The organism is Bradyrhizobium sp. NC92 (assembly GCF_025200865.1).
Lineage (GTDB): Bacteria > Pseudomonadota > Alphaproteobacteria > Rhizobiales > Xanthobacteraceae > Bradyrhizobium.
Window position 1 is genome coordinate 6,237,133 of the sequence record NZ_CP104171.1, and the last position, 26,599, is coordinate 6,263,731.

Here is a 26,599-nt window from a genome sequence, read left to right on the forward strand (position 1 = left end):
AACAAGAACAATTCCTGATGGGGAGATCATCCATGAATCGCCTTGCAGCCAGCCTGTCGATCGCCGCCGCCTTTGCCGCCGGATGCGGCGCCACCCACCTGCTCCGGCCGGCGCTCGCCGCCGAGAATATCACCGCGCAGCTCATCCACACCGGCGAGATGGAGGGCGATGCGCTCGGGCCCGCCAACGCGGTCGGCTACCGCTCCAAGATGTTCGCGAGCGCGGATGGCGCCACCGTCTCGATCCAGGTCGGCAACGTGCCCAAGCACCTGCATCCCAACACCAACGAGATCCAGTACATCCTGGACGGCACCGGCACGATCTGGCTTGGCGACAAGGAGGTGACGGTGAAGCCCGGCGACCTCGTCATCATCCCCAAGGGCACGCCGCATGGCGGCACCAAGCCGATCAGCGGCCAAGTCAAGGCGATCGCGATCAAGACGCCGCCGCAAGCTCCTGACGACACCAAGCTGCTGGATTGAACTCTTGCGTTCACCTCTCCCGCTTGCTTGCGGGAGAGGTGAACTCGCGCCTAGCCCCTCCCATCCAACGCGGTCGGCCGCCACACCAGGAGCCGCCGCTCCACCAGCGTGACGCCGAAGTCGATCAGGATGACGAAGGCGGACAGCACGAACATGCCGGCGAACACGCCGGCGACGTCGAACACGCCCTCGGCCTGCTGGATCAGGTATCCGAGCCCGGCCGCCGACCCCAGATATTCGCCGACCACCGCACCGACCACGGCGAAGCCGACCGAGGTGTGCAGCGAGGAGAACATCCACGACAGGGCCGACGGCCAATAGACATGCTGCATCAGCTGCCGCTCACTCATCCCGAGCATGCGTCCGTTGTCGAGCACGGTCCGGCTGACCTCCTTGACGCCCTGATAGACGTTGAAGAACACGATGAAGAACACCAAGGTGACGCCGAGCGCGACCTTGGACCAGATGCCGAGCCCAAGCCACAGCGCGAAGATCGGCGCCAGCACCACGCGCGGCAGTGCGTTGACCATCTTCACATAGGGGTCGAACACCGCGGCGACCAGCGGCTGGCGCGCGAACCAGAAGCCGACCAGGACCCCGCCGAGCGATCCGATCACGAAGGCGAGGATCGATTCCGTAAGCGTGATGCCGAGATGCTTCCAGATCACGCCGGAGGCGAACCATTTCACGATCTGGCTGAACACGTCGAACGGGTTGGAGAAGAAGAACGGCGGCAGCAGGATCTTGCCGAACACGGGCACGGTCGACAGCACCTGCCACAGCACGATGCCGACGACCGCGACCAGGACCTGCAGCGCAAACAGCATCGGGCGCGACATCAGACCGCCTCCGCCGCCTGGGTGGACTGCGCGTAACCCTTCATCACCTCGTCCTTCAGCACGCCCCAGATCTCGCGGTGGAGCGCATGGAATTCCTTGTCGAGGCGCACCTCGAAGATGTCGCGCGGACGGGCCAAGCTGACGCGCCAGTCGCCGATGATGCGCGAGGACGGTCCCGCCGACATGATCACGACGCGGTCGGCGAGCGCGATCGCCTCTTCCAGATCATGGGTGACGAACAGCACCGCCTTGCGGTCGGCATTCCACAGGTCGAGCAGCAGATTGCCCATGACCTGGCGCGTCTGCGCATCGAGCGGTCCGAACGGCTCGTCCATCAAGAGGATCTTCGGATCGCGGATCAGCACCTGCGCCAGAGCCACACGCTTGCGCTGCCCGCCGGAGAGCATGTGCGGATAGCGGTTCGCGAAGGCGCCGAGGCCGACGGAGGTCAGCCATTTCTGCGCCTGCGGCAAGGCTTCAGCGCGCGGCGTGCCTTTGATCTCGAGCCCGATCGCGACATTGTCGAGCGCGGTCTTCCAGGGGAACAGCGCATCAGCCTGGAACAAATAGCCGGCATCCCGATTCAGCCCCGCCAGCGGCTGATCGAAAATCCTGACACGGCCGCCGGCTGGCTTGAGCAGGCCGGCGGCGACGTTCAGCAGCGTCGATTTTCCGCACCCTGTGGGTCCGACGATGGCGACGAACTCGCCCTGTGCCACCGCGAGATGAGCCTTCTCCACTGCCGTGTAGAGCCGCCCGTCTCCCAGGCGGAACGCAACCTTGGTATCTTCCAGCGCCACTGCTGTGGGCGTCGTCATGTGCTTCCTCCGAACTCAGGCCGATGCCTTAGCCGCTCACGCGGCCAAGTTCAATCGAGGCGCCGGGCGTGCTACTCATACCGTACTGCCGCGCTCTTACCCTCCCCTGGAGGGGGAGGGTCGGCTCACATGAGCGCAGCGAAATGTGAGACGGGGTGGGGTGACGGTCTTTCCACAGATGCACTGCCAACGTGGATAGATCACCCCACCCCGCTCGCGCTTCGCGCGATCGACCCTCCCCCTCCAGGGGAGGGTAAGAGAAGAGAGAGCACACCTGCGATGTCTGCCAAGCCGGCGATCAGCTATCAAAAGGTCACCAAGCGCTTCGGGTTCCTCGCAGCCGTGGACGATGTGTCGCTCGACGTCGCCGAGGGCGAGCTTGTGGCGATCGTCGGCGGCTCGGGCTCGGGCAAGACCACGCTGCTGCGGCTGGCCAACCGGCTGATCGAGACCGATAGCGGCACCATCACGGTCGAAGGCGAGGACGTGCGGAGTGTCGATCCGGTCGCGCTGCGGCGCCGGATCGGCTATGTCTTCCAGAGCGGCGGGCTGTTTCCGCATCTGAGCGTCGCCGACAATATCGGCATCACGCCGAAGCTGCTCGGCGAGCCGGCTCCGGCAATCGCAGGGCGCGTCGACGAGCTGCTGGAGCTCGTGCAGCTCGACCGGGCTGCTCACCGCAACCGTCTTCCGGAGGCCCTTTCCGGCGGCGAGCGCCAGCGCGTCGGCGTGGCGCGGGCGCTCGCCGCAAGACCCCGCATCGTGCTGATGGACGAGCCGTTCGGCGCGCTCGATCCCCTCACCCGCGATGCGCTCGGAGAGGACTATCGCGCGCTGCACCGCAAGCTCGGCCTGACCACTGTGATGATCACCCATGACATGACCGAGGCGATCCTGCTCGCCGACCGCATCGCGGTAATGCGCGGCGGACGATTGCTCGCACAGGGTACGGCCGCCGAACTCGCGAGCAGCAGCGTCGATTACGTGCTCGAGCTGTTGCGCACCCCGCGGCGCCAGGTCGAGCGACTGAATGCGTTGCTCCCGATGGGCGGTGCGGCATGAGCCTCTTCGCCGATCCACGCTGGGGCGAGGCGCTGTCGCATCTGCCTGACTACCTCGGCAACCACGTGCGGGTGAGCCTCGCCGCGCTCGCGCTTGGCCTCGCCGTGAGCCTGCCGTTGGCGATCCTGACGCGCAACCGCCCGGCGCCGCGCGGCATCCTGCTCGCGTTCGCCAGCATCGTGCAGACCGTACCCGGGCTGGCGCTGCTCGCACTGTTCTATCCGCTGCTGCTGCTGGCGGCTTCCGTCACGCTTGCCTGGTTCGGCGTATCCTTCTCCGCGTTCGGCTTCCTGCCGGCGATGCTGGCGCTGGCGCTCTATTCGATGCTGCCGGTGCTGCGCAACGGCATCACCGGCCTCAACGGCATCGATCCCGCGCTGATCGAGGCAGCGAAGGGCGTCGGCATGACCGCGCGGCAATCGCTTGTCAACGTCGAGCTGCCGCTCGCGCTGCCGGTGATGATGGCCGGCATCCGCACCGCGGCGGTGTGGGTGATCGGCACCGCGACGCTGTCGACGCCGATCGGGCAGACCAGCCTCGGCAATTATATTTTCGCCGGCCTCCAGACCCAGAACTGGGTGTTCGTGCTGTTCGGCTGCGTGGCTTCCGCCCTGCTCGCGCTTGCGGTCGACCAGCTGCTTGGACTGATCGAGAGCGGTCTGCGCCGCCGCAGCCGTGTGCGCAGCAGCCTCGGCGCGGTCGGAATCGCGGCGCTGGTCGCAGCAACGCTGGTGCCGACGATGGGACGCTCGGCGTCGGGCTATGTGGTCGGCGCCAAAACCTTCGCGGAGCAATATGTGCTGTCGGCGTTGATGAGGGACCGCCTCCAGGCCGCCGGTCTGTCCGGGACGGCGCGCTCCGGGCTCGGCTCCAGCGTGATCTTCGGGGCGCTGAAGGCCGGCGACATCGATCTCTATGTCGATTATTCCGGCACGCTCTGGGCCAACCAGCTGCATCGCACCGACATGAGGCCGCGCGCCGAGCTGGTGGCGGAATTGAAGACGGCGCTCGCCAAGGACAACATCACCCTGCTCGGCGAGCTCGGCTTCGAGAATGCGTATGCGCTGGTGATGCCAAGACGGCGCGCCGAGGCGCTCGGCATCCGAACCATCGCCGACCTCGCCGCACATACGGCGACGCTGTCGATTGCGGGCGACTACGAATTCTTCTCGCGCCCCGAATGGGCCGCCCTGCAGAAGGCCTATGGGCTGCAGTTCCGTGCCCAGCGCCAGATGCAACCGGACTTCATGTATGCGGCCGTCGCCAGTGGCGAGGTCGACGTCATCGCCGGCTACACCAGCGACGGCTTGATCGCCAAATACGAGCTCACAACGCTCGACGATCCCAAGCACGCGATCCCGCCCTACGATGCGATCCTGCTGCTCGCGCCGAAGCGCGCCGGCGACGAACGACTGCAAGCGGCGCTCAAGCCATTGCTCGGCAAGATCGACATCGCCACCATGCGCGAAGCGAACCTGCGCGCCAGCGGCAATGATGCGAATTCATCGCCCGATGCGGTGGCGAAGTGGTTGTGGGAAAAAGTCGGCAAGCGATAGGCCGGCTACAATCCCCGGATCATTCCGGCATCGATCAGCAGCCGGTTCAGCCGCCGCGCCTCGGCGCCATCCTTGCAGCCGTAGAAGATGCCCTTGCAGCGGAGCATGATCTCTTTCTGCTCGGCAAAGGAGGGGTCGAGCGGGATCCCGGCGGCTTCCTGAATGACCAGCGGCAGATAGGGGCCGTCGATCGTGTCCATCACGGCCTGGCTTCCAACCGGCTCGAAATTGACGGCGTCGATCGCATAATAGGTCGCGTACAGGCGCGGATCGTAGGCGTCGAGCTTCTTGCCGATCGCGCCCTCGTCGAGCCCGGGCTCGAGGATGGCAGGCGCAAATTCCGGCTGATGATCGCCATAGCGCACGATCAGGAAGGGCTCGCCGGGAAAGGTCTTCTTCAAACCGGCAACGAACGCCATGTACTGCTCGGCGCTCATCGCCTGCCGGCGCAGATATTCGTCGATGGACGGCACGTTGCCCGGCGCGCTCCAGTTCGGCAGCAGATCGGGACGGAAGCGGGTCTCCCAGGGGAAGTGGTTGGCACCGAGATAGATGAAGGTGAACAGCGGCTTGTTGGGCGGCTGCTGGCCGATCAGCTGCAGCGCCTTGTCGTAGAAGAAGCTGTCGGGCTCGACATCCTTGGCGCCGAGATCCTTGGAATCGAGGAAGCGCTCGATTCCCGTCGTCATCTGGAAGCTGCGCGCGGCCATGAAGCCGCCATGGGCGGGATAGAGCGACAGCGTGTCATAGCCGCAGCGGCGCAGTGCCAGCGGCAGGCCGCGCTCGACCCGGCTCGAGGCGATGCGCGTGACGAAATAGGCGAAGCGGCCGAACGAGCGCGAGGAGAGCCCTGCGAGCACGTTGTATTCGGTGAACCAGCTCGGGCCGCCATTGCTCTCGGCGAGGAACGTGCGCTGCTTGCCGTCCCACGATTTGAAATGGTCGCCATAGCGCGGCGGCACCTTGATGCCCTGGGCGGCGCGGATATCGAAACTCGATTCATCATGGATCATGATGATGTTGGGCCGGCGGCCCGCGGGGTGGCAGGCATCGACCAGCGGCATGTTGAGCCGCTCGTTGGTCGAGGCAGCCGCCTCCATGAAGCCGTACCGCGCAAAGTCGGAGACGGACGTGACGCCCGAGCGGAAGAATTTCGAGAGATAACCGTCGTCGTAATAGCCGCGCCAGGCCTCGTCCGGGTGATAGAGCGAATAGCCGACCAGGGCGGCAAGGCAGGCGAGCTTGCAGGCGAGCGCCGGCAGGCGGCGGATGCGGAACGGATCGAGCCACCACAGCGCGTACATCAGCGGCAGCGTGACGAGACCGGCCAGGATCACCGACCAGCGCAAATTCGGAAAGATCGTGAACAGGAACGCGACGGTGTCGCGGTCGATCATCATCAGGTCGATGAAGTTGACCGTCATCTGCACGACGTCGTGCTTGAGCCGCGACAGCAGCACCAGCACGACGACCATGGTCAGCGACAGCGCGCCCGACAGCGCCGGCCGCCGCAGCAGCACGATCCAGAAGAAGTTGAGGATGCCCCAGGCCAGCGCGAAGGACAGGCGCGAGCCGAAATCGGTCTCGGTCTCGTACATCAGTGCGAGCGCGGCCAGATGCGGCGCCGCAACCGCGAGCAGCCGCCAGATGCCGAGTGCGGCGACGCTCGCCAGCACGGCGGTGGTGGCAGAAGGGCCTGGATTGGGCGCGGACGCCATCGACGACACGCAACTTCTGGTCCGGCGGGGTGATGCCAAGCCTGGCCGGCCCGATAGCGGCCAAGGCCTCCGGAGCAGCCGGAAGCCTGCACCGTGTCATAAAACTGTAACGGAACGGTCAAGGACAGGCAACGCGCGGCGGGGTCCGACCTTCGCTTATTGTTAGTGGGCTGCGACGCATGCCCCAGCGCTTCGCTATTCCGGCGATGAACTGGTCTAGCACCGCTTCGCCTGCGCCATCCTCGGCGCTCGGGACGTCGCGGCTCGGCAAGTGCGGACGACGCCGCGGACCGGCGCGCAGCATCGCGGACGGAGATCTCCGCTCCGTGCTTTTAGTTGCAGCGCAGCATCGATCAGGGCCAGGGCGACGTTCGCCGTGGTGATACCGCCGGCGTGGGCCGCGGGACGGCGGGCGTGCGGCTTGGAGCTCGAACGACCCAGCAATGTCTCGCGCAAGACGAAAAGAGCGAGATCGCTGTTTGCGATCTCGCTCGAATTAGAACGGCAAAGGTTCACGATTTGGCTTGGCGAGCGAAGCTCTTGCGCTCGCGTCCCGGACAAGCGCAGCGAAGCGGAGCGCAGAGCCGGGACGCAGGAGCCGCGCCGGGCCCCGGATCAGCAGCGTATCACCAAGGTGCTGAGCGCGTCCGGAGCACAACGGCTTAGTTCTTGCTCTTGTCGACCAGCGCACCCTTCTTGATCCAGGGCATCATGTCGCGCAGCTTCGCGCCGACTTCCTCGATCGGGTGCGCCGCGAGCTTGGCGCGGGTCGCCTTGAACGAGGTCTGGTTGACCTTGTTCTCGAGCATCCAGTCGCGGGCGAACTTGCCGCCCTGGATGTCGGCCAGAACCTTGCGCATCTCCTTCTTGGTCTCGTCGGTGATGATGCGCGGGCCGGTGACGTATTCGCCGTACTCGGCGGTGTTGGAGATCGAGTAGTTCATGTTGGCGATGCCGCCTTCATAGATCAGGTCGACGATCAGCTTCACTTCGTGCAAGCACTCGAAATAGGCCATCTCCGGCGCGTAGCCGGCTTCGACCAGGGTCTCGTAGCCGCCCTTGATCAGTTCGACCAGGCCGCCGCAGAGCACCACCTGCTCGCCGAACAGGTCGGTCTCGCACTCTTCCTTGAAGGTGGTCTCGATGATGCCGGCGCGGCCGCCGCCGATGGCGGAAGCGTAGGACAGGCCGAGGTCATGGGCATTGCCGGAGACGTCCTTGGCGATCGCGATCAGGCAGGGCACGCCGCCGCCGCGCTGGTACTCCGAGCGCACGGTGTGGCCGGGGCCCTTCGGCGCGATCATCAGCACGTCGAGGTCTGCACGCGGATCGAGCAGGTTGAAGTGGACGTTGAGGCCGTGGGCGAACACGAGGGCGGCGCCCTTCTTCATGTTGTCGTGCAGGTGCTCGCGATAGATGTCGCCCTGGAGCTCGTCCGGGGTCAGCATCATGACAAGGTCGGCCCATTTGGCGGCTTCCGCAACCTCGAGCACCTTGAAGCCGGCAGCTTCCGCCTTCTTGGCCGAGGCCGAACCCTTGCGCAGCGCAATAGCGACTTCCTTGACGCCGGAATCCTTCAGATTGAGCGCATGGGCATGGCCCTGGCTGCCATAGCCGACGATGGCGACCTTCTTGCCCTTGATCAGGTTCAGGTCGGCGTCGCGATCGTAATAAACACGCATAGGTCGTTTCCTCGTTCAGGGCCGAAATCGGCCAATGGTCAGTGTCCGAAGGGTGAAATTTGCGGATTTCGGGGGCTGTCTAGAGCATTTTCAGCCCTGAGGGAAACCCGTTTCTGCATGGAAATCCGCGACATCATGCATCCATGAAAACGGGGTAGAGGGAGGCCAGCAGCAGGATCGCCATCAGGATGTTGAAGGCGCGGACCAGCCGCTCGGAGGTCAGGACCGGCCGCAATGCGGAGCCGAACAGGGCCCAGACTACGGTCGAGACTGTGCCGACGATCAGGCTGATCACAGTCTGAATGGCGATGTTGATCGGGAATTGGGCGATCGCCGCATAGGCGGTGATGGTGCCGATCACGATCACCCAGCCCTTGGCGTTGATCCATTGGAACATCGCCGCGCCCCAGAAGGTCATGGGGCCGCGGCCATTCTCCTCGCCCGGCTTTGCCGGACCGGCCATGGCGATCGCGGCAGCCAGGTAAATCAGGTAGGCGGCGCCTGCATATTTCAGGATGGTCTGGAGGATCGGATAGGCCAGGAACACCGAGCCGAGCCCGAGGCCGACCGCGGCGACCATGAAGGCGAAGCCGAGCACGATGCCGACGATGTGCGGGATGGTGCGCCGGAAGCCGTAGGTCAGGCCGGAGGACAGCAGCATGATGTTGTTCGGCCCGGGCGTGAAGTACATCACGACCATGAAGACGAGGAAGGCATAGAACAGCGAGTAGGTCATCATCACCTCACGCAGTCTTCGGCAGAACTTGCGGGCGCTTCGCCAGCACCATCACGGCGACACCGCCAATCACGGTCAGCATGCCGGCGAGGCGAAGCGGACCGAACCGTTCGCCAAACACGATGCTGGAGGCCGCCGAGCCCACGAACGGCACCAGCAGCGCGAACGGCACGACTTGCGCAGCCGGGTAGTCGCGCAAGAGGCGGCCCCACAGCCAATAGGCGATGCTGGTCGAGATGCCGCCGAGCATCAGCATGCAGAGCGCCGATGCCAGCGACATGTGCGTCAGCGACGTCCAGGTCGATGCCGGCCCATTGGCGATCAGCGCCAGCACAAACAGCGGCACGGCCGAGGCGAGGCAGAGCCAGGCAAACAGGTCGAACATCGGCACGCCGCGCGCGCCACGAAGCAGCAGATTGCCGATTGCGAAGCTGAGCGGCGAGATCATCAGCACCGCGAAGGCACCGACGCTGAAATCGTAACCGACCGTGCCGCAGATCATCAGCAAGCCCGCCGCGGCGATGGCGACGCCGAGCGTCTGCACCGGCGTCGGACGTTCGCCGAATAGGATCGCGGCAAAGCCGATCGTGAACAGCGCCTGGCTCTGCACGACGACGGAGGTGAGGCCCACCGGGACGCCATGGGCGATGCCGTAGGCCTGCGACAGGAACTGGCCGAGGAACAGCGTGAAGCTGATTGCGATCAGCAGCGACCAGGCAATTTTGGGCTTACGGATGAACAGGCACGGCATCGCCGCAATGGTGAAGCGCAACGCCGTCATCAGCTCCGGCGAAAGCTCGTCGAGCGCGATCCGGCTCGCCACGAAGGCAAGCCCCCAGATGATCGCCACCATGACGGCGATGAGGATGTCGGCCGGCTTCATTGTTCTCGGTTCTGCCTTGTCGCGCAGCCCTGTTTATTGTTCTGACCTAGCCTTGCTCGCCGGCTTTCGGTTTCCGCAGCAGATACGTGCCGTGCATCGGCGCGTGGTAGTCGGCCGCGACCAGGGTGAAGCCGACGTCAGTCAGCATCCGCTCCATCACCCAGCCGAAGGTGGAATATTCGTCGCGCATGTGGGTCACCACGCCCTCGCGGGAGAAATCGTGGTTCTTGATCTGGAAGTCGGCCCATTGCTCGACGTCACGCTCGATCGCGTCGGGCATCGATGAGTAAACAATGTCACGAAGATAAAACGTCGCTCCGGGCTTGAGCGCGCGAAAAATCCGCGACATCGCCACCGCCTTCCAGAAATCCGGCAGATGGTGCAGCGTGAACTCGCTGACGATGAGATCGTAGGATTCGGGCCGGTAGGCGAAGCTGAGCAGGCCGGCGGATTGGGTGCGCACCGGTGCCTTGCGGTCGCGGGCATAGATTTCGGCCAGCGCCAGCATTGCCGGCGAAATGTCGATGGCGTCGACGTCGGCGCCCATCAACGCCGCCTCGGTGGCGAGTACGCCGTTGCCGCAGCCGATATCGGCGATGCGCCAGCCACGCTGGACCCCGAGCATCTTCAGCGCGGCGCGCGCCCGCAGATCGGCATCGTCATGGTTGTCGTAGATCGAGGCTACAGCGGGCTCGATCCCCATCCGGTTCCGCTCGTTGTAGTACCAGTCGCGCGCCAGCATGGCTCACATCCCTTCAGGCCCGCGGCCGATCGCGGCAACGCCGGTGCGCGACACCTCGACGAGGCCGAGCGGGCGCATCAGGTCGATATATTGATTGATCTTGTCCGTATTGCCTGTGATCTCGAACACAAAGCTCTCGGTGGTGGCGTCGATCACCCGGGCGCGGAACGCATCCGCCAGCCGGAGCGCCTCGACCCGATGCTCGCCCTGTCCGCGCACTTTCACCATCGCCAGCTCGCGCTCGATCGAGCGCTTGGTCTGGGTCATGTCGACGACCTGATACACCGGGATCATGCGGTCGAGCTGGTTCTTGATCTGCGCGATCACCATCGGCGTGCCCGTGGTGACGATGGTGATCCGAGAGAGGTGCTTCTGAGCCTCGGTCTCCGAGACCGTGAGGCTCTCGATGTTGTAGCCGCGCCCCGAGAACAGGCCGATGACGCGCGCGAGCACGCCCGGCTCGTTCTGCACGAGCACAGCAAGCGTATGCGTCTCGTTGGGATCGTGACGGTCCTCGATGAAATAGGCGGATGCGGGCTGGTTCATTGTCGTCCCCTCTTGTCTCTCCGTCACGCCTTGGCCGATTCTTTGGCTGGCGCGTCCATCCCGACCCAACGGCGGAACAGATCGAAATCGATATTGCCGCCGGACAGCACGAGACCGACGCGCCTGCCCTTCAGCTTGCTCTTTTCCTGCAGCGCCGCCGCCAGCGCGGCTGCGCCGGCGCCTTCGGCGAGATTATGCGTATCGGTCCAGTAGGCACGGATCGCGGCGGCGACCTCGTCGTCGGTGACCTCTACGATGCGCGAGGCGCCCTTGCGGATCAGCGCGAACGCATCCTCGTCGGGGATGCGCGTTGCCATGCCGTCGGCGCGCGTGTTGCTGGTCTCGGTCGTCACGATTTTTCCGGCCGCGAACGACAGCGCATAGGACGGCGCTTCCGTCGACTGTACGCCGACGATCTCGGTCTTCAGGCCGAGCAGGTCGCGCGCCATGATGCAGCCGCAGATGCCGGAGCCCTGCCCGATCGGCACATAGAGGACGTCGAGGTCGGGCACTGCGCGGAATAGTTCGAGAGCGTAGGTCGCAACGCCAAGAACGAGATCCGGGTGGAACGAGGGCACCATGTGGAGCCCGGCGAACTGCGCGCGACGCTCGGCTTCCTCGCGTGCCGCCTGAAAGTCCTCGCCGTGTTCGACGAGTTCGGCACCGAAGGCCTTCATCGCGCGGTTCTTCTCGACCGAGTTGCCGCGCGGCACATAGATCACCGCGGGCACGCCGTGCCGGCTCGCGGCAAAGGCGAGGCTCTGGCCGTGATTGCCGCGCGTCGCCGAGATGATACCCGGCGTGTTCGGCCGCTCGCGCTTCAGCCGTTCGAGATAGACGAGGCCGCCGCGCACCTTGAAGGCGCCGATCGGCGTGTGGTTCTCGTGCTTCACCACGACCTCGGTGCCGAGCCGACCTGCGAGCAACGGCCAGGCATGCGCCGGCGTTGCCGGCACCGCCTGCCCCACGATCGCATGTGCGCGCTCGAGCTCCCTCGGGTCGAACATGGCCTCAGACCAGCGCCTTGCCGCCGGCGAATGCCTTCGCGGTGGCCTCGTCGTTGGCCTGCTCCGGCAGCAGCATCTCGTTATGTGCCTTGCCGGAGGGGATCATCGGGAAGCAGTTTTCGAGTGCCGCGACACGGCAGTCGAACAGCACCGGGCGCTTGACCGAGATCATCTCCTTGATGGCGCCATCGAGATCGGCCGGTTTGTGCACCTGGAGGCCGACGGCGCCGTAGGCCTCCGCCAGCTTGACGAAGTCCGGCAGCGCCTCCGAATAGGAATGCGACAGCCGGTTGCCGTGCAGCAGCTGCTGCCACTGGCGCACCATGCCCATGTACTGGTTGTTCAGAATGAAGATCTTGATCGGCAGCTCGTACTGAACCGCCGTCGACATCTCCTGCATCGTCATCTGCACCGAGGCATCGCCCGCAATGTCGATGACGAGGCTGTCCGGGTGCGCCACCTGAACGCCGACCGCGGCCGGCAGGCCGTAGCCCATCGTGCCGAGACCGCCCGAGGTCATCCAGCGATGTGGCTCCTCGAAGCCGTAGAACTGCGCCGCCCACATCTGATGCTGGCCGACCTCGGTCGTGATGTAGGTATCCTTGCCTCGCGTCGCTTCGAACAGGCTCTGGATCGCGTGCTGCGGCAGGATGACGTCGTTGCTCTTCTTGTAATAGAGCGAGTTACGGGCGCGCCATTGCGCGATCTGCTGCCACCACGACCTGATGTCGGGCTTCTTCGCCTCCGCCTTGAACACCTGGAGGATGTCGCCGAGGACGTTGCCGCAATCGCCGATGATCGGCACGTCGACCCGGATGTTCTTGTTGATCGAGGACGGATCGATGTCGATGTGGATCTTCTTCGAGCCCGGCGAGAACGCATCGACGCGGCCGGTGATGCGATCGTCGAAGCGCGCGCCGACGCACAGCATGACGTCGCAATCATGCATGGTCATGTTAGCCTCGTAGGTGCCGTGCATGCCGAGCATGCCGAGCCAGTTCTTGCCCGACGCCGGATAGGCGCCGAGGCCCATCAGCGTCGAGGTGATCGGAAAACCGGTGACCTCGACCAGCTCGCGCAACAGCTTGGTCGCCTCGGGGCCGGAATTGATCACGCCGCCGCCGCTGTAGATCACGGGACGCTTGGCATTCGCGAGCAGCGAGACCGCTTTACGGATCTGCGTCGCATCGCCCTTCAGGCGCGGCGCGTAGGAGCGGTGCACGTCCGATTTGCGCGGCGGATGATAGGTGCCGGTGGCGAACTGCACGTCCTTGGGGACGTCGACCAGCACCGGGCCCGGACGGCCCGAGGTTGCGACGTAGAAGGCCTCATGCAGCACCTTGGCGAGATCGTTGACGTCGCGCACCAGCCAGTTGTGCTTGGTGCAGGGGCGCGTGATGCCGACGGTGTCACATTCCTGGAACGCATCGTTGCCGATCAGATGCGTCGGCACCTGGCCGGAGATGCAGACCAGCGGGATCGAGTCCATCAGCGCGTCCGTTAGCGGCGTCACCATGTTGGTGGCCCCGGGGCCGGAGGTCACCAGCGCAACGCCCGGCTTGCCGGTCGAGCGCGCATAGCCTTCGGCGGCATGGCCCGCGCCCTGCTCGTGGCGGACCAGGATGTGCTGGACCTCGCTCTGCTGGAAGATCTCGTCGTAGATCGGAAGCACCGCGCCGCCCGGATAGCCGAAAATGTCGGTCACGCCGTGATCGATGAGTGCGCGGACGATCATCGCTGCGCCGGTCATCTGGTTCGGATCGTGGCTCTTGTCGCTCATTGGCTTGCTCCGGATGCGCTGTTGTCAGCGGCTTCGTTCGTGTCGGGTTCGGGAAATAAAAAAGGCCCCGAAGAGGGCCCATGCACACCGCCTGTCATGTGGATGGCAGCTAGCCACCCCCGGCGGTGTGCCTGGGTACGACGGCGATAAGGAGTTTGGTAATAATGTTACGCATGGCGGGCGCTCGGCTTCCCAAAGGTTGCGCGAAACATAGCCGCCAAAGCCTGGATGTCAAGGCAATGCGGCCGTTCCCGCGCGATTTTGGCAGTGTAGCGGTGTTCCCCGGGTTCGGCGAGAGGTAAATTCGGGAACCCGGCACAAAAGCGCGTCAATCGAGGTCCCGCTCCGCGGTCACGATCGCCGCGAGCCATCCCCTCGCCTCCTCCGGCCGGACCCATTCGAAGTCGGGCAGCTGGTGCCGGAACCAGGTGAATTGCCGCTTAGCGTAGTGGCGGGTATCGCCGCGGCCGATGCTGGCGGCCTCCTCCAGGCTGAGCTCGCCGCGCAGATGCCGGATCAAGGACGGCACGCCATGGGCCTTCATGGCCGGCAGCAGCGGATCGAGATGCCTGGCGGCGAGCCGCTCGACCTCCTTGAGCGCGCCGGCGCCCAACATGGCATCGAAACGAGCATCGATGCGGGCACAGAGCTCGTCACGCCCGGGCGCGAGGAAGATCGCACGAAAACTGTCCTTGGGCAGCAGCGGTGGCTGTCCCTCGCAGTGCCAATCGAGCAGCGAACGGCCGGTTGCCTCGATCACCTCGAGCGCGCGGGCGATGCGGGTGCGGTCGCGCAGGTTCAATCGCTCGGCCGCGCGCGGATCGCGGGCTGCGAGTTCCGCGTGCAGCGCCTCGACGCCGTTCCGCTCCAGCCGCGCGCGCACGTCCTCGCGCAGCTCGGCGGGGATCGGCGGCACCACGGAGAGACCTGTGGTCAGTGCCTTGAAATAGAGCCCGGTGCCGCCGATGAAGATCGGCAGACGTCGCTGCGCCCTCGCCTCATGGAGCGCCTTCGCGGCATCGCTTACCCAGGCACCGGCCGAGAAATTCACGGCGGCATCGACGTGGCCATAGAGCCGATGCGGCACGAGCGCCTCGTCCGCCGCGGTCGGCCGCGCCGTGATGATGCGGAGGTCACGATAGACCTGCATGGAATCGGCATTGATGACGACGCCGCCGGCGGCGAGCGCAAGCTCGAGCGCCAGCGCCGACTTGCCGCTGGCGGTCGGGCCTGCGATAAGCACGGCCTTGCTCGAATGCCCCTCGCTCACGAAAACCTCAAATGTCCCTCGTCGCCACGCTGATCTGCAATCCTGACAATCCCGCGCTCGACTCGACCATCGTCGACGGCGCCCGCGCCGTGCTGCCGCAGGCGGCGCCCGCGCACTGGCTGTTCGACGGGGTTGCGGTCGACATCCCCTTCGGCGCCGACAGTAACCTCGCAGGCGACCGCCACGCCATCGAGCAGCGGTTGCGCGAGCTCCGCGGCGACCTGCCCATCGACATCGTCGTGCAGCCTGTTGGCTCCAGGCGCAAGAAGCTTTTTCTCGCCGACATGGATTCCACCATGATCGGCCAGGAATGCATCGACGAGCTCGCCGATTTCGTCGGGGTCAAGGCGCATGTCGCAGGCATCACCGAGCGTGCGATGCGCGGCGAGATCGAGTTCGAGCCGGCGCTGCGCGGGCGCGTCGCGCTGCTCAAGGACCTGCCGGCCACCGCGGTCGACGAGGTGCTGGCCAAGCGCATCACGCTGACGCCGGGCGGCCGCGAGCTGGTCGCGACCATGCGCGCGAACGGCGCCTACACCTGCCTCGTCTCCGGCGGCTTTACTTTGTTCACGCGCGCGGTCGCCGCCAAGATCGGCTTCCAGGAGAACCGCGCCAACGAGCTCGTCGTGCGCGACGGCAAGTTCACCGGCGAAGTGAAGGAACCGATCCTGGGCCGCGCCGCGAAGCTCGCGACGCTGGTCGACCTGATGGAATCGTTCGATCTCGACGACATCGACTCGGTCGTGGTCGGCGACGGCGCCAACGATCTCGCGATGATCCAGGCCGCGGGGCTGGGTGTGGCCTATCACGCCAAGCCCGCCGTGGCGGCGGCTGCGGCGGCGCGGATCGATCACGGCGATCTCACTGCGCTGCTTTATGCGCAGGGGTATCGGCGCGACGAGTTCGTGGAGGGCTAGCCGCCCTTGCTGCACGCTCAGCAGCCGTAGGTGGGCAAACGCGCCCTTGCGCCGTGCCCACCCTTGTTGCCGCGAGGGTAGAAAGATGGTGGGCACGCTTCGCTTTGCCCACCCTACAGGACCGTGCCTTTCCTACTGCACGCTCAGCGCGACAAACCGCAGCTCGCCGTCGCCGTTCGAGACCAGCAGCAGCACCGATTTCTTGCCGTCCTTCTTGAGCTGGTCGACCCGCTTCTGGATGTCGGCGCCGCTCGACACCGCCTCCTGCGCCACCTCGACGATGACGTCGCCGGCGGACAGACGCTTCTCGGCGGCGTCCGAATTGGCGTCGACATTGGTGACGACCACGCCCTTGACGCTCTCCTTGATCTTGTAGCGCGTACGCAGATCCTTGCTCAGCGCTGCGAGATCGAGGCCGAGCGCCTTCTGCGTCACCGGCTTCTCCGGCGCCGGCTCGTCGGTCTTCACCGCCGCCTGCACCTTGTCGGGATCCTGGAGGCGGCCGAGCGTGACCTTCTTGATCTCTTCCTGGCCCTTGCGGATGATGACGACGTCGACCTCCTTGCCGACCGCGGTGTCGGCGACGACGCGGGACAGGTCCTTCGGGTCCTTGACGTCCTTGCCGTCGAACTTGACGACGACGTCGCCGGGCTCGATCCCGGCGGGCTTGGCCGGGCCCTTGTCGTCGACGCCGGCGACCAGCGCACCGCGCGCGGGCTTGATGTTGAGGCTTTCGGCGATCTCGTCGGTGACGCTCTGGATGCGCACGCCGAGCCAGCCGCGGCGCAGCTCGCCGAACTGGCGGAGCTGGTCGACGACGCCCACCACCGTCTTCGACGGCACGGCGAAGCCGATGCCGATGGAGCCGCCGGACGGCGAGATGATCAGCGTGTTGACGCCGATGACGTCGCCGTCGAGGTTGAACAGCGGACCACCGGAATTGCCGCGGTTGATGGAGGCGTCGGTCTGGATGTAGCTGTCGTACGGCCCGGAGGAGATGTCGCGGTTCTTGGCCGAGACGATGCCGGCCGTCACCGTACCACCGAGACTGAAGGGATTGCCGATCGCGACCACCCAGTCGCCGAGGCGCAGCTTGTCGCTATCGCCGAACTTCACCGCGACCAGCGGCTTCGGCGGCTTGATCTTGAGCACGGCGAGATCGGTCTTCTTGTCGACGCCGACCAGCTCGGCCTTGATCTTGGTGCCGTCGTTGAGGATGACGTGGATCTCGTCGGCATCCGCAATGACGTGGTTGTTGGTGACGACGACGCCCGCCGTGTCGATGATGAAGCCGCTTCCGAGCGAGTTGGTCTTGCGCGGCGGGTTGTTGTCGCCGCGCTCGCCGCCCTTGCTGCCGCCGCCGGGACCCCGGCGGTTCTTGAAGAAGTCGTCAAAGAACTCCTCGAACGGCGAGCCTGGCGGCAGTTGCGGCATGGTGTTGCTGCCGCCCCCCTTGGCCTCGACCGTCTGCGAGGTCGAGATGTTGACGACCGCGTCGATCACCTTCTCGGCGACGTCGGCGATGCCATCCGGTCCGCGCGCCTGGGCCGGCGTGCCGAACGCGCTGAAAGCACCGACGGCGAGCGCGGCCAGCCCAATTCGCACACCAAGTCGCACGCGGCGGCGCGAGCGGGACGGGGCAATGGTGGCAGCGGTCATTGTGATCTCCAGACAAAGGGATTCGGCGCCAGACTGCGCTCGAACGGGGGCACGGCGCAAGCGCGGAGCTTCACGGGCCTCAAGAGCCCGATAATAAGGCGAAAACCAGTCTGGCGCCTTCACTTTGGCGTTGGCCGAAGCCCTAAATCGGCCGACGCATAACCCAGATCAGGACCAGTCCGGCCACGGCCGAGGCAATCCCGACCGCCCGCAGGATGTTGTCCGGAGTGGCGATGGCGCTTTTCATGGCTTTGCGCATCCAGTTCGGACTGGCTGCGAACATCAAGCCTTCGAGCACGAACAGGATGCCTAGGCCGATGAGGAAGTCGGCGAACGCAATGGACCTCATCGGAATGGAACCTCCCGTTATGCTGTTCTTGTCTGGACAAAGGGCGGCGAAATCCGCCGCCCTTGTCTAGCTTACGGCTTCGCCGGCGTCTCGGTTGCCGTCTTGCCGGACGGGTTACCGAAGTACCGGAAGAAATCCGAATCCGGCCGCAGCAGGAAGCGGGTGTCGTTCGCACGCAGCCCGTTCTCATAGGCCGTCATCGACCGGTAGAAGGCGAAGAAGTCGGCGTCCTTGCCGTAGGCCTCCGCAAACAGACGGTTGCGCTCGGCATCGCCCGCACCGCGGGTCTGCTCGGCCTGCGAATTGGCCTCGGCGACGATGACGGTCGCCTCGCGGTCGGCCTTGGACTTGATCTCCTGGGCCTTCTGGCCACCCTGTGCCCGGAACTCGGCGGCCTCGCGCTCACGCTCCGTCTTCATGCGCAGATAGACCGCCTGGCTGTTCTGCTCCGGCAGATCGGCGCGGCGGATCCGGACGTCGACGACCTGAATGCCGTAGCCGTCGGCCTCGCGGTCGAGCTGGTCGCGGATGCGCAGCATCAGCTTCTCGCGGTCGTCGCGCACCACGTTGATGAACGTGACCTCGCCGAGCACGCGGCGCAGCGCCGCGTTCAGGAGCGTGGTGAGCTGGATGTTGGCGGCCTGGATCGAGCCGACGCTCTGATAGAAGCGCAGCGCATCCTTGATGCGGTAGCGCGCAAAGGCGTCGACCACGAGCCGCTTCTGGTCGGAGGCGATCGCCTCCTGCGACGGGTTCTCCAGGTCGAGGATCCGCTTGTCGATGTTGATCACCGAATTCCACGGCGCCTTGAAATGAAGGCCCGGCGCGGTGACGACGTCGACCGGCCTGCCGAACTGGAGCACGATCGTCTGCTCGGTCTGCTGCACCGTGAACAGCGACATGTAGGCCACGATCAGGACCAGGAGCAGCCCGATCAGCGTGACGAAACCTGTAACCGGAGACCTCATCGGCTTGCTCCGCTCGACTGCGGACCGGGTGTCCGTTTGGGCGCCAGTTCGGGAAGCGGCAGATAGGGCACGACGCCTTGGCCTGAGGGGCCACCGTCATAGACGAGCTTGTCGGCGCCGCCGAGCACGCGCTCCATCGTCTCCAGATAAATCCGTTCTCGCGTCACATCGGGCGCCTTCTTGTATTCCTCGTAAACCTTCAGGAAGCGCGCGCTCTGGCCCTTGGCCTCGGCAACCGCCTGCTCCTTGTAGCCCTCGGCGTCCTGGAGGATCTTGGCTGCCCGTCCATGCGCCTGCGGCACGACCTGGTTGGCGTAAGTGTGCGCCTCGTTTTGCAGCTGCTCGAGATTGGCACGGGCCGCCTGCACGTCGCGGAAGGCGTCGATCACCTGCGCCGGCGGATCGACCTTCTGCATCTGCACCTGGGTGATGAGAATGCCTGCGCCGTAGCTGTCGAGGGTCTTCTGGATCAGCTCCTGCACACGCTGCTCGATCGTGTTGCGGGCGCCGGTCAGGATGGGCTGGATCTGCGAACGGCCGATCACCTCACGCATCGCGCTCTCGGAGACCGCCTTCACGGTACCTTCGGGATTCTGGATGTTGAAGAGGAATTCGCCGATGCCGTCCGGCTTGATGCGCCAGAGCACGGTGAAGTCGACGTCGACGATGTTCTCGTCGCCGGTCAGCATCAGGCTCTCTTCAGGCACGTCGCGAATGGAGCGGCCGCGCCGCGCCGGATCGTCGATCAGCGTCATGCCGACGGAGATGGTGTTGACGCGCAGCGCCTTGGGCAGCAGCACTGTCTCGATTGGATAGGGCAGATGATAGTTCAGGCCGGGCTGCACGGTGCGGACATGCTTGCCGAAGCGCAGCACGACGCCGAGCTCTTCGGACTGCACGCGGAAGAAGCCCGACAGCAGCCAGAATGCGACGATCAGCAGGATGATCAGCGTGATGCCGATGCCGGAGAAATAGCCGCCCGGCATGATCTGCTGGAGGCGGTCCTGGCCGCGCCGCAGAAGGTCTTCCAGATCCGGCGGCCTCGGCCCGACCGGTTGCGGGCCCGAGCCCCATGGTCCCTTTGGACCCGAGCCCCACGGGCCACCGCCCTGATTCTTCCACGGCATTCGACGCTCTCCTCGGCAGGGTGGAATTGCCCCCGCCCGCTTTGTCCGGTCCGGCTTTATAGGGGACAGGCAAGTCCCTTACAACGCAGCCCTGACCGTCTTCCGAGCTATGCTCGGGCACGAAAAAGTCAATGTAAACATTGACGAAAGCGGTTAATGGCCGCGCCGCCGACGATATGTCACATAGGAGACGTCGGCGCTGTCGTCGGGGCCGGCAGGGTGGCGGATGCGTTCAACCTCGTCCCATTCCGCCTTGTCGATGTCGAAATACGTGTCGCCTTCGGGGCGCGCGTGCACTTCGGTAATTTCGAGACGATCGGCGCGATCCAGCCATTGCCGGAAGATCTCGGCGCCGCCGATCACCGCGATTTCAGTGACCGAACGCCGCAGGGCATCGCCAAGCGCGACCGCACCGGCATCCGCTGGCGACGTCGTGACGATGGCGCCATTGGCGCGATAGGCCGCATCGCGCGTGACCACGATGTTGGTGCGGCCCGGCAGCGGCCGGCGCAGGGTCTCGAAGGTCTTGCGCCCCATGATCACGGGCTTGCCGATGGTCAGCGCCTTGAAGCGCGCCATATCGGACTTCAACCGCCACGGCATGGCATTGCCCGTGCCGATAACGCCGTTCTCCGCGATCGCGACGACGAAGACGATCTCCATCAGGCAGAGCTCCCGGCAAGCTGTGTCAGCGCAGGCCCGGTGACGCGGCACAGCGTCCAGTCGTCCATCATGACCGCGCCGAGCGATTTGTAGAACGCGATCGAGGGTGCGTTCCAGTCGAGCACCGCCCATTGCAGGCGCGACCAGCCGTTGTCGACGCATTCCCTGGCGAGATAGGCCAGCAGCGCCTTGCCGAGACCCTTGCCCCGATGCGACGGCCGCACATAGAGATCTTCGAGATAGATGCCGTGGCGGCCGCTGAAGGTGGAGAAATTGAGAAACCACACCGCGAAGCCGACCGGCTCGCCGTTCCACTCCGCGATCGCGCAATAGAGCTGCGGCCGCTCGCCGAACAGCGCGTCGGCGATGTCGGCCTCGGTCGCCTCGACCTCGTGCGTGAGCTTTTCGTACTCAGCGAGCTCGCGGATGAAGGACAGGACGAGCCCGGCCTCCCCGAGCTGCGCACGGCGGATGGTCGAGGACATCGGTGTCAGACCGCGACTTCCGCCTTGATGTGCGGATGCGGATCGTAGCCGACGAGCTCGAAGTCTTCGTAGCGGAAGGAGAAGATGTCCTTCACATCGGGGTTGATCCGCATCACCGGCAGCGCGCGAGGTGCGCGGCTGAGCTGGAGCCGCGCCTGCTCCAGGTGGTTGGAATAGAGATGGGTGTCGCCGAGCGAGTGCACGAAGTCGCCGGGCTTGAGGCCGGTAACTTGCGCGACCATCATGGTGAGCAGCGCGTAGGATGCGATGTTGAAGGGCACGCCGAGGAAGACGTCCGCCGAACGCTGATAGAGCTGGCACGACAGCTTGCCGTTCGCGACATAGAACTGGAATAGCAGATGGCAAGGCGGCAGCGCCATCTTGTCGACGTCCGCCGGATTCCAGGCGGTCACGATCAGCCGACGCGAATCCGGGGTGCGCTTGATCATGTCGATGACCTTGGCGATCTGGTCGATGCTGCCGCCGTCGGGTGTCGGCCAGGAGCGCCACTGATGGCCGTAGACCGGACCGAGATCGCCATTGGCGTCCGCCCACTCGTCCCAGATCGTGACGCCGTTGTCGCGCAGATATTTGATGTTGGTGTCGCCCTTCAGGAACCAGAGCAGCTCATGCACGATCGCCTTCAGCGGCAGCCGCTTGGTTGTCAGCATCGGGAAGCCGGCCGACAAATTGAAGCGCATCTGATGGCCGAACACCGAGAGCGTGCCGGTGCCGGTCCGGTCGGTCTTCTCGACGCCGTCTGAAAGAATCCGCTCGAGCAGGTCCTGATACTGGTGCATGTTGCGACTGAGCCTTTGGGGAGGCGGCGAACTTAGCGGCCGCCCCCGCGCTGCAACAGCGGCGATTCGCTGTCCCCGTCGATTATACCCGGAAAAGTGAGTGTTCCCGGCACAAACGACAAGGGGGCGAAACTCAGCGTTCCGCCCCTCGCCTAGCGCCTTGATCGCTTTCGCTTAATTTGCCGGCTTGAGCACCGGGCTCCACTTCGTGATCTCGTTCTTGACCAGGGTCGCCAGCGCCTCCGGGGTTCGGTCCTTCGGCGCGGGGATGACGCTGCCGAGTTCGAGCAGGCGCTTCTTCACAGTCTCGTCGTCGAGTGCCTTGACGGCGGCGGCGTTCACACTTGCCACGATCGCAGGCGAGGTTCCCTTGGGCGCGAACATCGCGTTCCAGGCCTGAGCCTGGAATGCCGGCAGGCCGGCTTCCGCCGTGGTCGGCACGTTCGGCAGCGACGGGTTGCGCTCGGCCGTGGCGATCGCATAGGCCTTGATGGTGCCGGCATTGATCTGCGGGACGGCGTTGACGATCTGGTCGCACATGTAGTCGACCTGACCCGCCACCAGCGCATTCATCGCAGGTCCCGTCCCGTTGAAGGGCACGCCGACCGGCTTGATGTCGAGGATCGAGTGCAGAAGCTCGCACGAGACGTGCGAAACCGAGCCGACGCCGGCATGCGCGGCGTTCACCTTCTCGGCATTCGCCTTCACATAGGTGACGAACTCCTTGAGGTCCTTCGGCGGAAAGTCCTTGCGCGCCAGGATCAGGATCGGCGTGCCCGCCAGCAGGGCGATCGGCTCGAAGTCTTTCTCGGGCTGATAGGCCAGCTTCGGATAGAGCGGCACAGAGGCGGCATGCGTGCCCATATGCCCGGTGATCAGCGTATAGCCATCATTGGCCGCACGCGCTGCACGCGTCGTGGCAGTGGTGCCGCCGGCACCCACGACGTTCTCGATGATGATGCTCTGCCCCAGCGTCTGCGCCATGTGCCCGGTGACGATCCGTGAGATCACGTCAGTCGGCCCGCCAGCCGCGAAGGGCACGATCATGGTAATGCTGCGCGTCGGATAGGTCTGCGCCTCAGCCGTTGCGATAAAGGCGCCCAGCGATGCTATCGCTGCTGCACATGCGCCTGCGAGCGCGCGAATGAACGTCATGGCGATCCCCCTTTGGACACAATAAAATGCCGGCCCAAAGGCCGGCATTTCCATTTCACAAAGCCGTAACACAAGTCGATTCGACTTCCGAATGCGGCGTGCCGACGCAGGGCGCGGCGCGGGCGCAGGGCGCGAGCGACCTCAGTTCTCGGACTCGGTGAACACCTCGTCGCGCTTGGCGCGCAACACGGGGAGCACTGTCAGGACAAGCAGGCTCGCCGCGACCGCAAGCAGCACCGCCGACAACGGACGCGTCAGGAACACGCTCCAGTCGCCACGCGAGATCAGCAGCGCCCGGCGCAGGTTCTCCTCCATCAGCGGTCCGAGCACCATGCCGAGCAGCAACGGCGCCGGCTCGAAATCGTGCTTGATCAGCCAATAGCCGACGAGACCGAACACGCCCGCGAGGATGACGTCGACCGGCGCGTTGTTCACCGAATAGATGCCGATCGCGCAGAAGATCACGATCGAGGGGAACATCAGCCGGTACGGCACGCGCAAGAGCCGCACCCAGATTCCGACCAGCGGCAGGTTGATGATGATCAGCATCAGATTGCCGATCCACATCGAGGCGATCATGCCCCAGACGAGATCCGGCTGCTTCTGCATCACCTGCGGACCGGGCACGATGCCATGGATGGTCATGGCACCCACCATCAGCGCCATCACCGCGTTCGGCGGGATGCCGAGCGTGAGCAGCGGAATGAACGAGGTCTGTGCCGCGGCGTTGTTGGCACTCTCCGGTCCCGCCACGCCCTCGATCGCGCCGCGGCCGAACCGGGACGGGGTCTTTGAGAGCTTCTTCTCGAGCGTATAGGCCGCGAAGGACGCGATCACCGCGCCGCCGCCGGGCAGGATACCGAGGATCGAGCCGAGCACGGTGCCGCGCAGGATCGGCGGCGTCGCATCCGCCAGGTCCTTCCTGGTGGGCATCAGGCCGGTGATCTTCTGCTGCACGAGGTCGCGGTTCATCTCGGCGCCGTGGTCGAGATTGCGGATGATCTCGGCGAAGCCGAACACACCCATCGCCACCGTCGCAAAGCCGAGTCCGTCGGCGAGCTCCGGAATGTTGAAGGCCATGCGCGAGGCGCCGGTCTCGATGTCCGAGCCGACCATCGACAGCAAGAGGCCGAACACGATCATCGCAATCGCCTTCAGCACCGAGCCCTTGGCCAGCACGACCGCGAAGATCAGACCGAGCACCATCAGCGAGAAATATTCGGCCGGGCCGAACGCCAGCGCGAGTTTCGTCAGGGGTGCGCCAAGCAGTGCGATCAAGACGGTCGCGACGCAGCCGGCGAAGAACGAGCCGATCGCGGCGATCGCCAGCGCCGGGCCGGCACGGCCTTGCTTCGCCATCTGGTGACCGTCGATGGCGGTCACGACCGATGTCGCCTCACCGGGTATGTTGACCAGGATCGACGTGGTCGAGCCGCCATATTGCGCGCCGTAATAGATGCCGGCGAGCATGATCAGCGCGCCCACCGGCGGCAGTCCGAAGGTGATCGGCAGCAGCATGGCAACGGTCGCGATGGTTCCGATGCCAGGTAGAACGCCGACCAGCGTGCCGACGAGGGCGCCGATCAGGCACATCAGGAGATTGATCGGGGAGAACGCGACGGCGAAGCCGTGAGCGAGGTTGGCAAAGATATCCATCACGCCCTCACTGGATCAGGAAACGCGGAAACATCGGCATCGGCAGCCCGAGCACGTAGGGGAACAGGATTGCACAGCCGAGCGTCAGGCAGGCGCCGACGATGGCCGCTTCCAGCCAGCGCGTCTCGTGCGAGCCCGTCGCCGCGATCATGAAGCTGGCAAAAGCCGTGACCACGAGGCCGAGCGGCCGGATCGCCAGCGCGAAGAACAGGATCGCGGCCATCACGAACAGCGGCCCGCGCCAGGAATAATGGGCAAGCGCCGGTCCCTCCGTGATCAGGCCGGTCAACGCGACGCCGGCAGACAGGGCAACCAGCAGCCCGCCGAACATACGTGGCGCAGTGCCTGCACCGAAGGAGAAGCCACGCATGCCTTGCAAATCACTCGACGCCCACAGCGCGAACAGGGCAAGGGCCATCAGCACGACGCCGCCGACATAGTCTTGCGCCGAACGGATGGTCATGAACACCGTGAGGATCGCCACCGCAAACAGCGGATAGGAATAGATCAGCGCCAGCAGCACCTCGGACGACATCTTCTTGGCGCCGCCGCCGAACGATCCGAAGATGGCACTGGGCGCGCCGGCCAGCAGCGCTGTCGCGTGGCTGGTGACGACCGCCGCCGGACCGCGGCCAGTCCCCCAGCCGAAGATCGTCCCGATCGACCAGATCAATTCGAAAATCTGCGGCGCAATCGCCAGCAGACAAAAGCCGAGCGCCAACCGGGTGTTTCGGGTGGCTGTCGCTGAGTGGCCCATCGTGTCGGCCATGCCTGTCTCCTCCGCGACCCGTAAGTCACGAGCACTGTTGTTCTAAATCGGCTGGAACTGGTTACCCCCGCCCGGATCACTGCCTAGCGATTTTCATCAGACAATGCCAGCAAAACCCAACACGCCACCGGCAAGGCGATGCCAGAGTGGATTGCTGCGCGAGATGGACGCGACCACCGCAACCATCGCGCTCAGAAGCAGTGCAGCAATTGTGCGATCGCAGGATGAGGGCGCTTCGCTGCCTGTCGGTCATCCAGTCATGCACCCACTGTGCGCCCCGGTGCATCAGGTGCCGTCGCCGCGGTCCCGCCCTCGGCGAGCAGCGACATCGGACAGAAGGCGAAGATCAGGGACCAGATCGGGCTTCGGCCGGTCATGCTGCTACTTTCCGCCGCAGGAAATAAGTGACGCCGACACTGACGGGGATCGCGACCAGCAGCCGCCATCAGCAGCCGCCATCAAGAGTCAGACCGCCGCGCAGGAGAGCGGCCCAAGGCGGCCTGAAACCTATCCAAAGGGAACCGCAGGATAGCTCCTCCAACCCTCTGTTTTTCGGGAGCTTTGCCCCCTATATTGGGAGTGCCGGTTCGCCGGCTATGGAAATAAACGGTCGTCGTAATAAACCATTCGGACCCGGGGGCGGTACCCGGCGCCTCCACCAAAGCCCACCATCGGGCGAGCCTGAAGCTGGGCTTTGGCGGGGGCGAAATAGGATCGACGAGGGCGTAAAGGGCGTGCTTTTTCCCGGTATTGTTCCGCCGTTATCGGGCTACTGCAATAGTTGCCAACGACAACTTTGCTCCGGTTGCTCAGGCTGCGTAACGCAGTTTGAAAGACCACTCTAAAGTCCTAGTGGGTTAAGCTCCGCTAGGCGGGGTTCGGAGGCACCTGGCAACAGAAGCCTCCACTTTACTCTTTGCTTTCTTCCCC

The 26,599-nt window shown here is 65.1% G+C and carries 25 protein-coding genes and 1 other RNA gene; 5 read left to right on the top strand and 21 right to left on the bottom strand.

Annotated features, from left to right (window positions below; genetic code table 11):
- The first annotated feature begins 32 nt into the window (after positions 1-32).
- Positions 33-482 (top strand): cupin domain-containing protein, encoded by a 450-nt coding sequence (locus N2602_RS29390; RefSeq protein WP_172787426.1) that lies wholly within the window; start codon positions 33-35, stop codon positions 480-482.
- Positions 483-532: 50 nt separating this feature from the next.
- Here N2602_RS29390 and N2602_RS29395 read toward each other — a convergent pair whose 3' ends face one another.
- Both N2602_RS29395 and N2602_RS29400 read right to left on the bottom strand, forming a co-directional pair.
- Positions 533-1,321 carry an ABC transporter permease gene (locus tag N2602_RS29395; protein WP_212258353.1) on the bottom strand — a complete coding sequence of 263 codons (789 nt, stop codon included), beginning with the start codon at positions 1,319-1,321 and terminating at the stop codon, positions 533-535.
- The gene (locus tag N2602_RS29400) at positions 1,321-2,139 is read right to left on the bottom strand and encodes an ABC transporter ATP-binding protein (RefSeq protein ID WP_260380248.1); all 819 of its coding nucleotides are present in this window, start codon (positions 2,137-2,139) and stop codon (positions 1,321-1,323) included. The genes N2602_RS29395 and N2602_RS29400 overlap by 1 nt, the downstream gene beginning before the upstream one ends.
- Before the next feature lie 279 nt (positions 2,140-2,418).
- Between N2602_RS29400 and N2602_RS29405 the strand changes: the two genes are divergently transcribed.
- Positions 2,419-3,201 carry an ATP-binding cassette domain-containing protein gene (locus N2602_RS29405; RefSeq protein WP_260380249.1) on the top strand — a complete coding sequence of 261 codons (783 nt, stop codon included), beginning with the start codon at positions 2,419-2,421 and terminating at the stop codon, positions 3,199-3,201.
- Positions 3,198-4,757 carry a glycine betaine ABC transporter substrate-binding protein gene (locus N2602_RS29410; RefSeq protein ID WP_260380250.1) on the top strand — a complete coding sequence of 520 codons (1,560 nt, stop codon included), beginning with the start codon at positions 3,198-3,200 and terminating at the stop codon, positions 4,755-4,757. The genes N2602_RS29405 and N2602_RS29410 overlap by 4 nt, the downstream gene beginning before the upstream one ends.
- 5 nt (positions 4,758-4,762) lie before the next feature.
- Here N2602_RS29410 and N2602_RS29415 read toward each other — a convergent pair whose 3' ends face one another.
- The 9 genes from N2602_RS29415 to miaA all read right to left on the bottom strand — a co-directional run bounded on the left by N2602_RS29415 (position 4,763) and on the right by miaA (position 15,121).
- Positions 4,763-6,475, bottom strand: coding sequence for a sulfatase-like hydrolase/transferase (locus N2602_RS29415; RefSeq protein ID WP_260380251.1), 1,713 nt, complete (start codon positions 6,473-6,475; stop codon positions 4,763-4,765).
- A gap of 662 nt (positions 6,476-7,137) precedes the next feature.
- Positions 7,138-8,157, bottom strand: a complete 1,020-nt coding sequence (gene ilvC / locus N2602_RS29420; RefSeq protein ID WP_027577255.1) for a ketol-acid reductoisomerase — start codon at positions 8,155-8,157, stop codon at positions 7,138-7,140.
- Positions 8,158-8,290: 133 nt separating this feature from the next.
- Positions 8,291-8,893, bottom strand: a complete 603-nt coding sequence (locus N2602_RS29425; RefSeq protein WP_172787432.1) for a LysE family translocator — start codon at positions 8,891-8,893, stop codon at positions 8,291-8,293.
- 7 nt (positions 8,894-8,900) lie between these two features.
- A complete protein-coding gene (locus N2602_RS29430) occupies positions 8,901-9,776 on the bottom strand; it encodes an EamA family transporter (RefSeq protein WP_260380252.1) in 876 nt (291 codons plus the stop codon).
- A 46-nt stretch (positions 9,777-9,822) separates the two neighbouring features.
- Complete coding sequence (locus tag N2602_RS29435; protein WP_036006616.1) at positions 9,823-10,518, bottom strand: class I SAM-dependent methyltransferase; 696 nt, start codon at positions 10,516-10,518, stop codon at positions 9,823-9,825.
- 3 nt (positions 10,519-10,521) lie between these two features.
- Complete coding sequence (ilvN, locus tag N2602_RS29440) at positions 10,522-11,064, bottom strand: acetolactate synthase small subunit (protein WP_018640841.1); 543 nt, start codon at positions 11,062-11,064, stop codon at positions 10,522-10,524.
- A 23-nt stretch (positions 11,065-11,087) separates the two neighbouring features.
- Entirely contained in the window at positions 11,088-12,071 is a 984-nt protein-coding gene (locus tag N2602_RS29445; RefSeq protein ID WP_260380253.1) for a threonine dehydratase, read from the bottom strand.
- A gap of 4 nt (positions 12,072-12,075) precedes the next feature.
- Positions 12,076-13,851 carry an acetolactate synthase 3 large subunit gene (locus N2602_RS29450; RefSeq protein WP_172787435.1) on the bottom strand — a complete coding sequence of 592 codons (1,776 nt, stop codon included), beginning with the start codon at positions 13,849-13,851 and terminating at the stop codon, positions 12,076-12,078.
- Positions 13,852-14,179: 328 nt separating this feature from the next.
- The gene (gene miaA, locus N2602_RS29455; protein WP_260380254.1) at positions 14,180-15,121 is read right to left on the bottom strand and encodes a tRNA (adenosine(37)-N6)-dimethylallyltransferase MiaA; all 942 of its coding nucleotides are present in this window, start codon (positions 15,119-15,121) and stop codon (positions 14,180-14,182) included.
- A gap of 11 nt (positions 15,122-15,132) precedes the next feature.
- Between miaA and serB the strand changes: the two genes are divergently transcribed.
- Positions 15,133-16,038 carry a phosphoserine phosphatase SerB gene (gene serB, locus N2602_RS29460; protein WP_260380255.1) on the top strand — a complete coding sequence of 302 codons (906 nt, stop codon included), beginning with the start codon at positions 15,133-15,135 and terminating at the stop codon, positions 16,036-16,038.
- Positions 16,039-16,170: 132 nt separating this feature from the next.
- On the opposite strand, the gene N2602_RS29465 is transcribed toward serB, so the two are convergent.
- The 10 genes from N2602_RS29465 to N2602_RS29510 form a co-directional block, all read right to left on the bottom strand.
- On the bottom strand, positions 16,171-17,697 hold the full coding sequence (locus tag N2602_RS29465; RefSeq protein WP_260380256.1) for a Do family serine endopeptidase: 1,527 nt from the start codon (positions 17,695-17,697) through the stop codon (positions 16,171-16,173).
- A gap of 142 nt (positions 17,698-17,839) precedes the next feature.
- Entirely contained in the window at positions 17,840-18,046 is a 207-nt protein-coding gene (locus N2602_RS29470; RefSeq protein ID WP_172787439.1) for a DUF2065 domain-containing protein, read from the bottom strand.
- 71 nt (positions 18,047-18,117) lie between these two features.
- A complete protein-coding gene (gene hflC / locus N2602_RS29475; protein ID WP_212259142.1) occupies positions 18,118-19,014 on the bottom strand; it encodes a protease modulator HflC in 897 nt (298 codons plus the stop codon).
- Entirely contained in the window at positions 19,011-20,141 is a 1,131-nt protein-coding gene (hflK, locus tag N2602_RS29480; RefSeq protein WP_172787441.1) for an FtsH protease activity modulator HflK, read from the bottom strand. The genes hflC and hflK overlap by 4 nt, the downstream gene beginning before the upstream one ends.
- 153 nt (positions 20,142-20,294) lie before the next feature.
- Positions 20,295-20,804, bottom strand: coding sequence for a dihydrofolate reductase (locus N2602_RS29485; protein WP_260380257.1), 510 nt, complete (start codon positions 20,802-20,804; stop codon positions 20,295-20,297).
- Complete coding sequence (locus N2602_RS29490) at positions 20,804-21,289, bottom strand: GNAT family N-acetyltransferase (protein ID WP_212259140.1); 486 nt, start codon at positions 21,287-21,289, stop codon at positions 20,804-20,806. The genes N2602_RS29485 and N2602_RS29490 overlap by 1 nt, the downstream gene beginning before the upstream one ends.
- Before the next feature lie 5 nt (positions 21,290-21,294).
- Entirely contained in the window at positions 21,295-22,089 is a 795-nt protein-coding gene (locus tag N2602_RS29495; protein ID WP_172787444.1) for a thymidylate synthase, read from the bottom strand.
- Between the two features lie 174 nt (positions 22,090-22,263).
- On the bottom strand, positions 22,264-23,244 hold the full coding sequence (locus N2602_RS29500) for a tripartite tricarboxylate transporter substrate binding protein BugD (RefSeq protein ID WP_260380258.1): 981 nt from the start codon (positions 23,242-23,244) through the stop codon (positions 22,264-22,266).
- A gap of 141 nt (positions 23,245-23,385) precedes the next feature.
- On the bottom strand, positions 23,386-24,900 hold the full coding sequence (locus N2602_RS29505; RefSeq protein WP_172787446.1) for a tripartite tricarboxylate transporter permease: 1,515 nt from the start codon (positions 24,898-24,900) through the stop codon (positions 23,386-23,388).
- Between the two features lie 7 nt (positions 24,901-24,907).
- The gene (locus tag N2602_RS29510; RefSeq protein ID WP_172787447.1) at positions 24,908-25,669 is read right to left on the bottom strand and encodes a tripartite tricarboxylate transporter TctB family protein; all 762 of its coding nucleotides are present in this window, start codon (positions 25,667-25,669) and stop codon (positions 24,908-24,910) included.
- 542 nt (positions 25,670-26,211) lie between these two features.
- Between N2602_RS29510 and ssrA the strand changes: the two genes are divergently transcribed.
- Positions 26,212-26,578: a transfer-messenger RNA gene (gene ssrA / locus N2602_RS29515) on the top strand.
- Positions 26,579-26,599 lie beyond the last annotated feature (21 nt).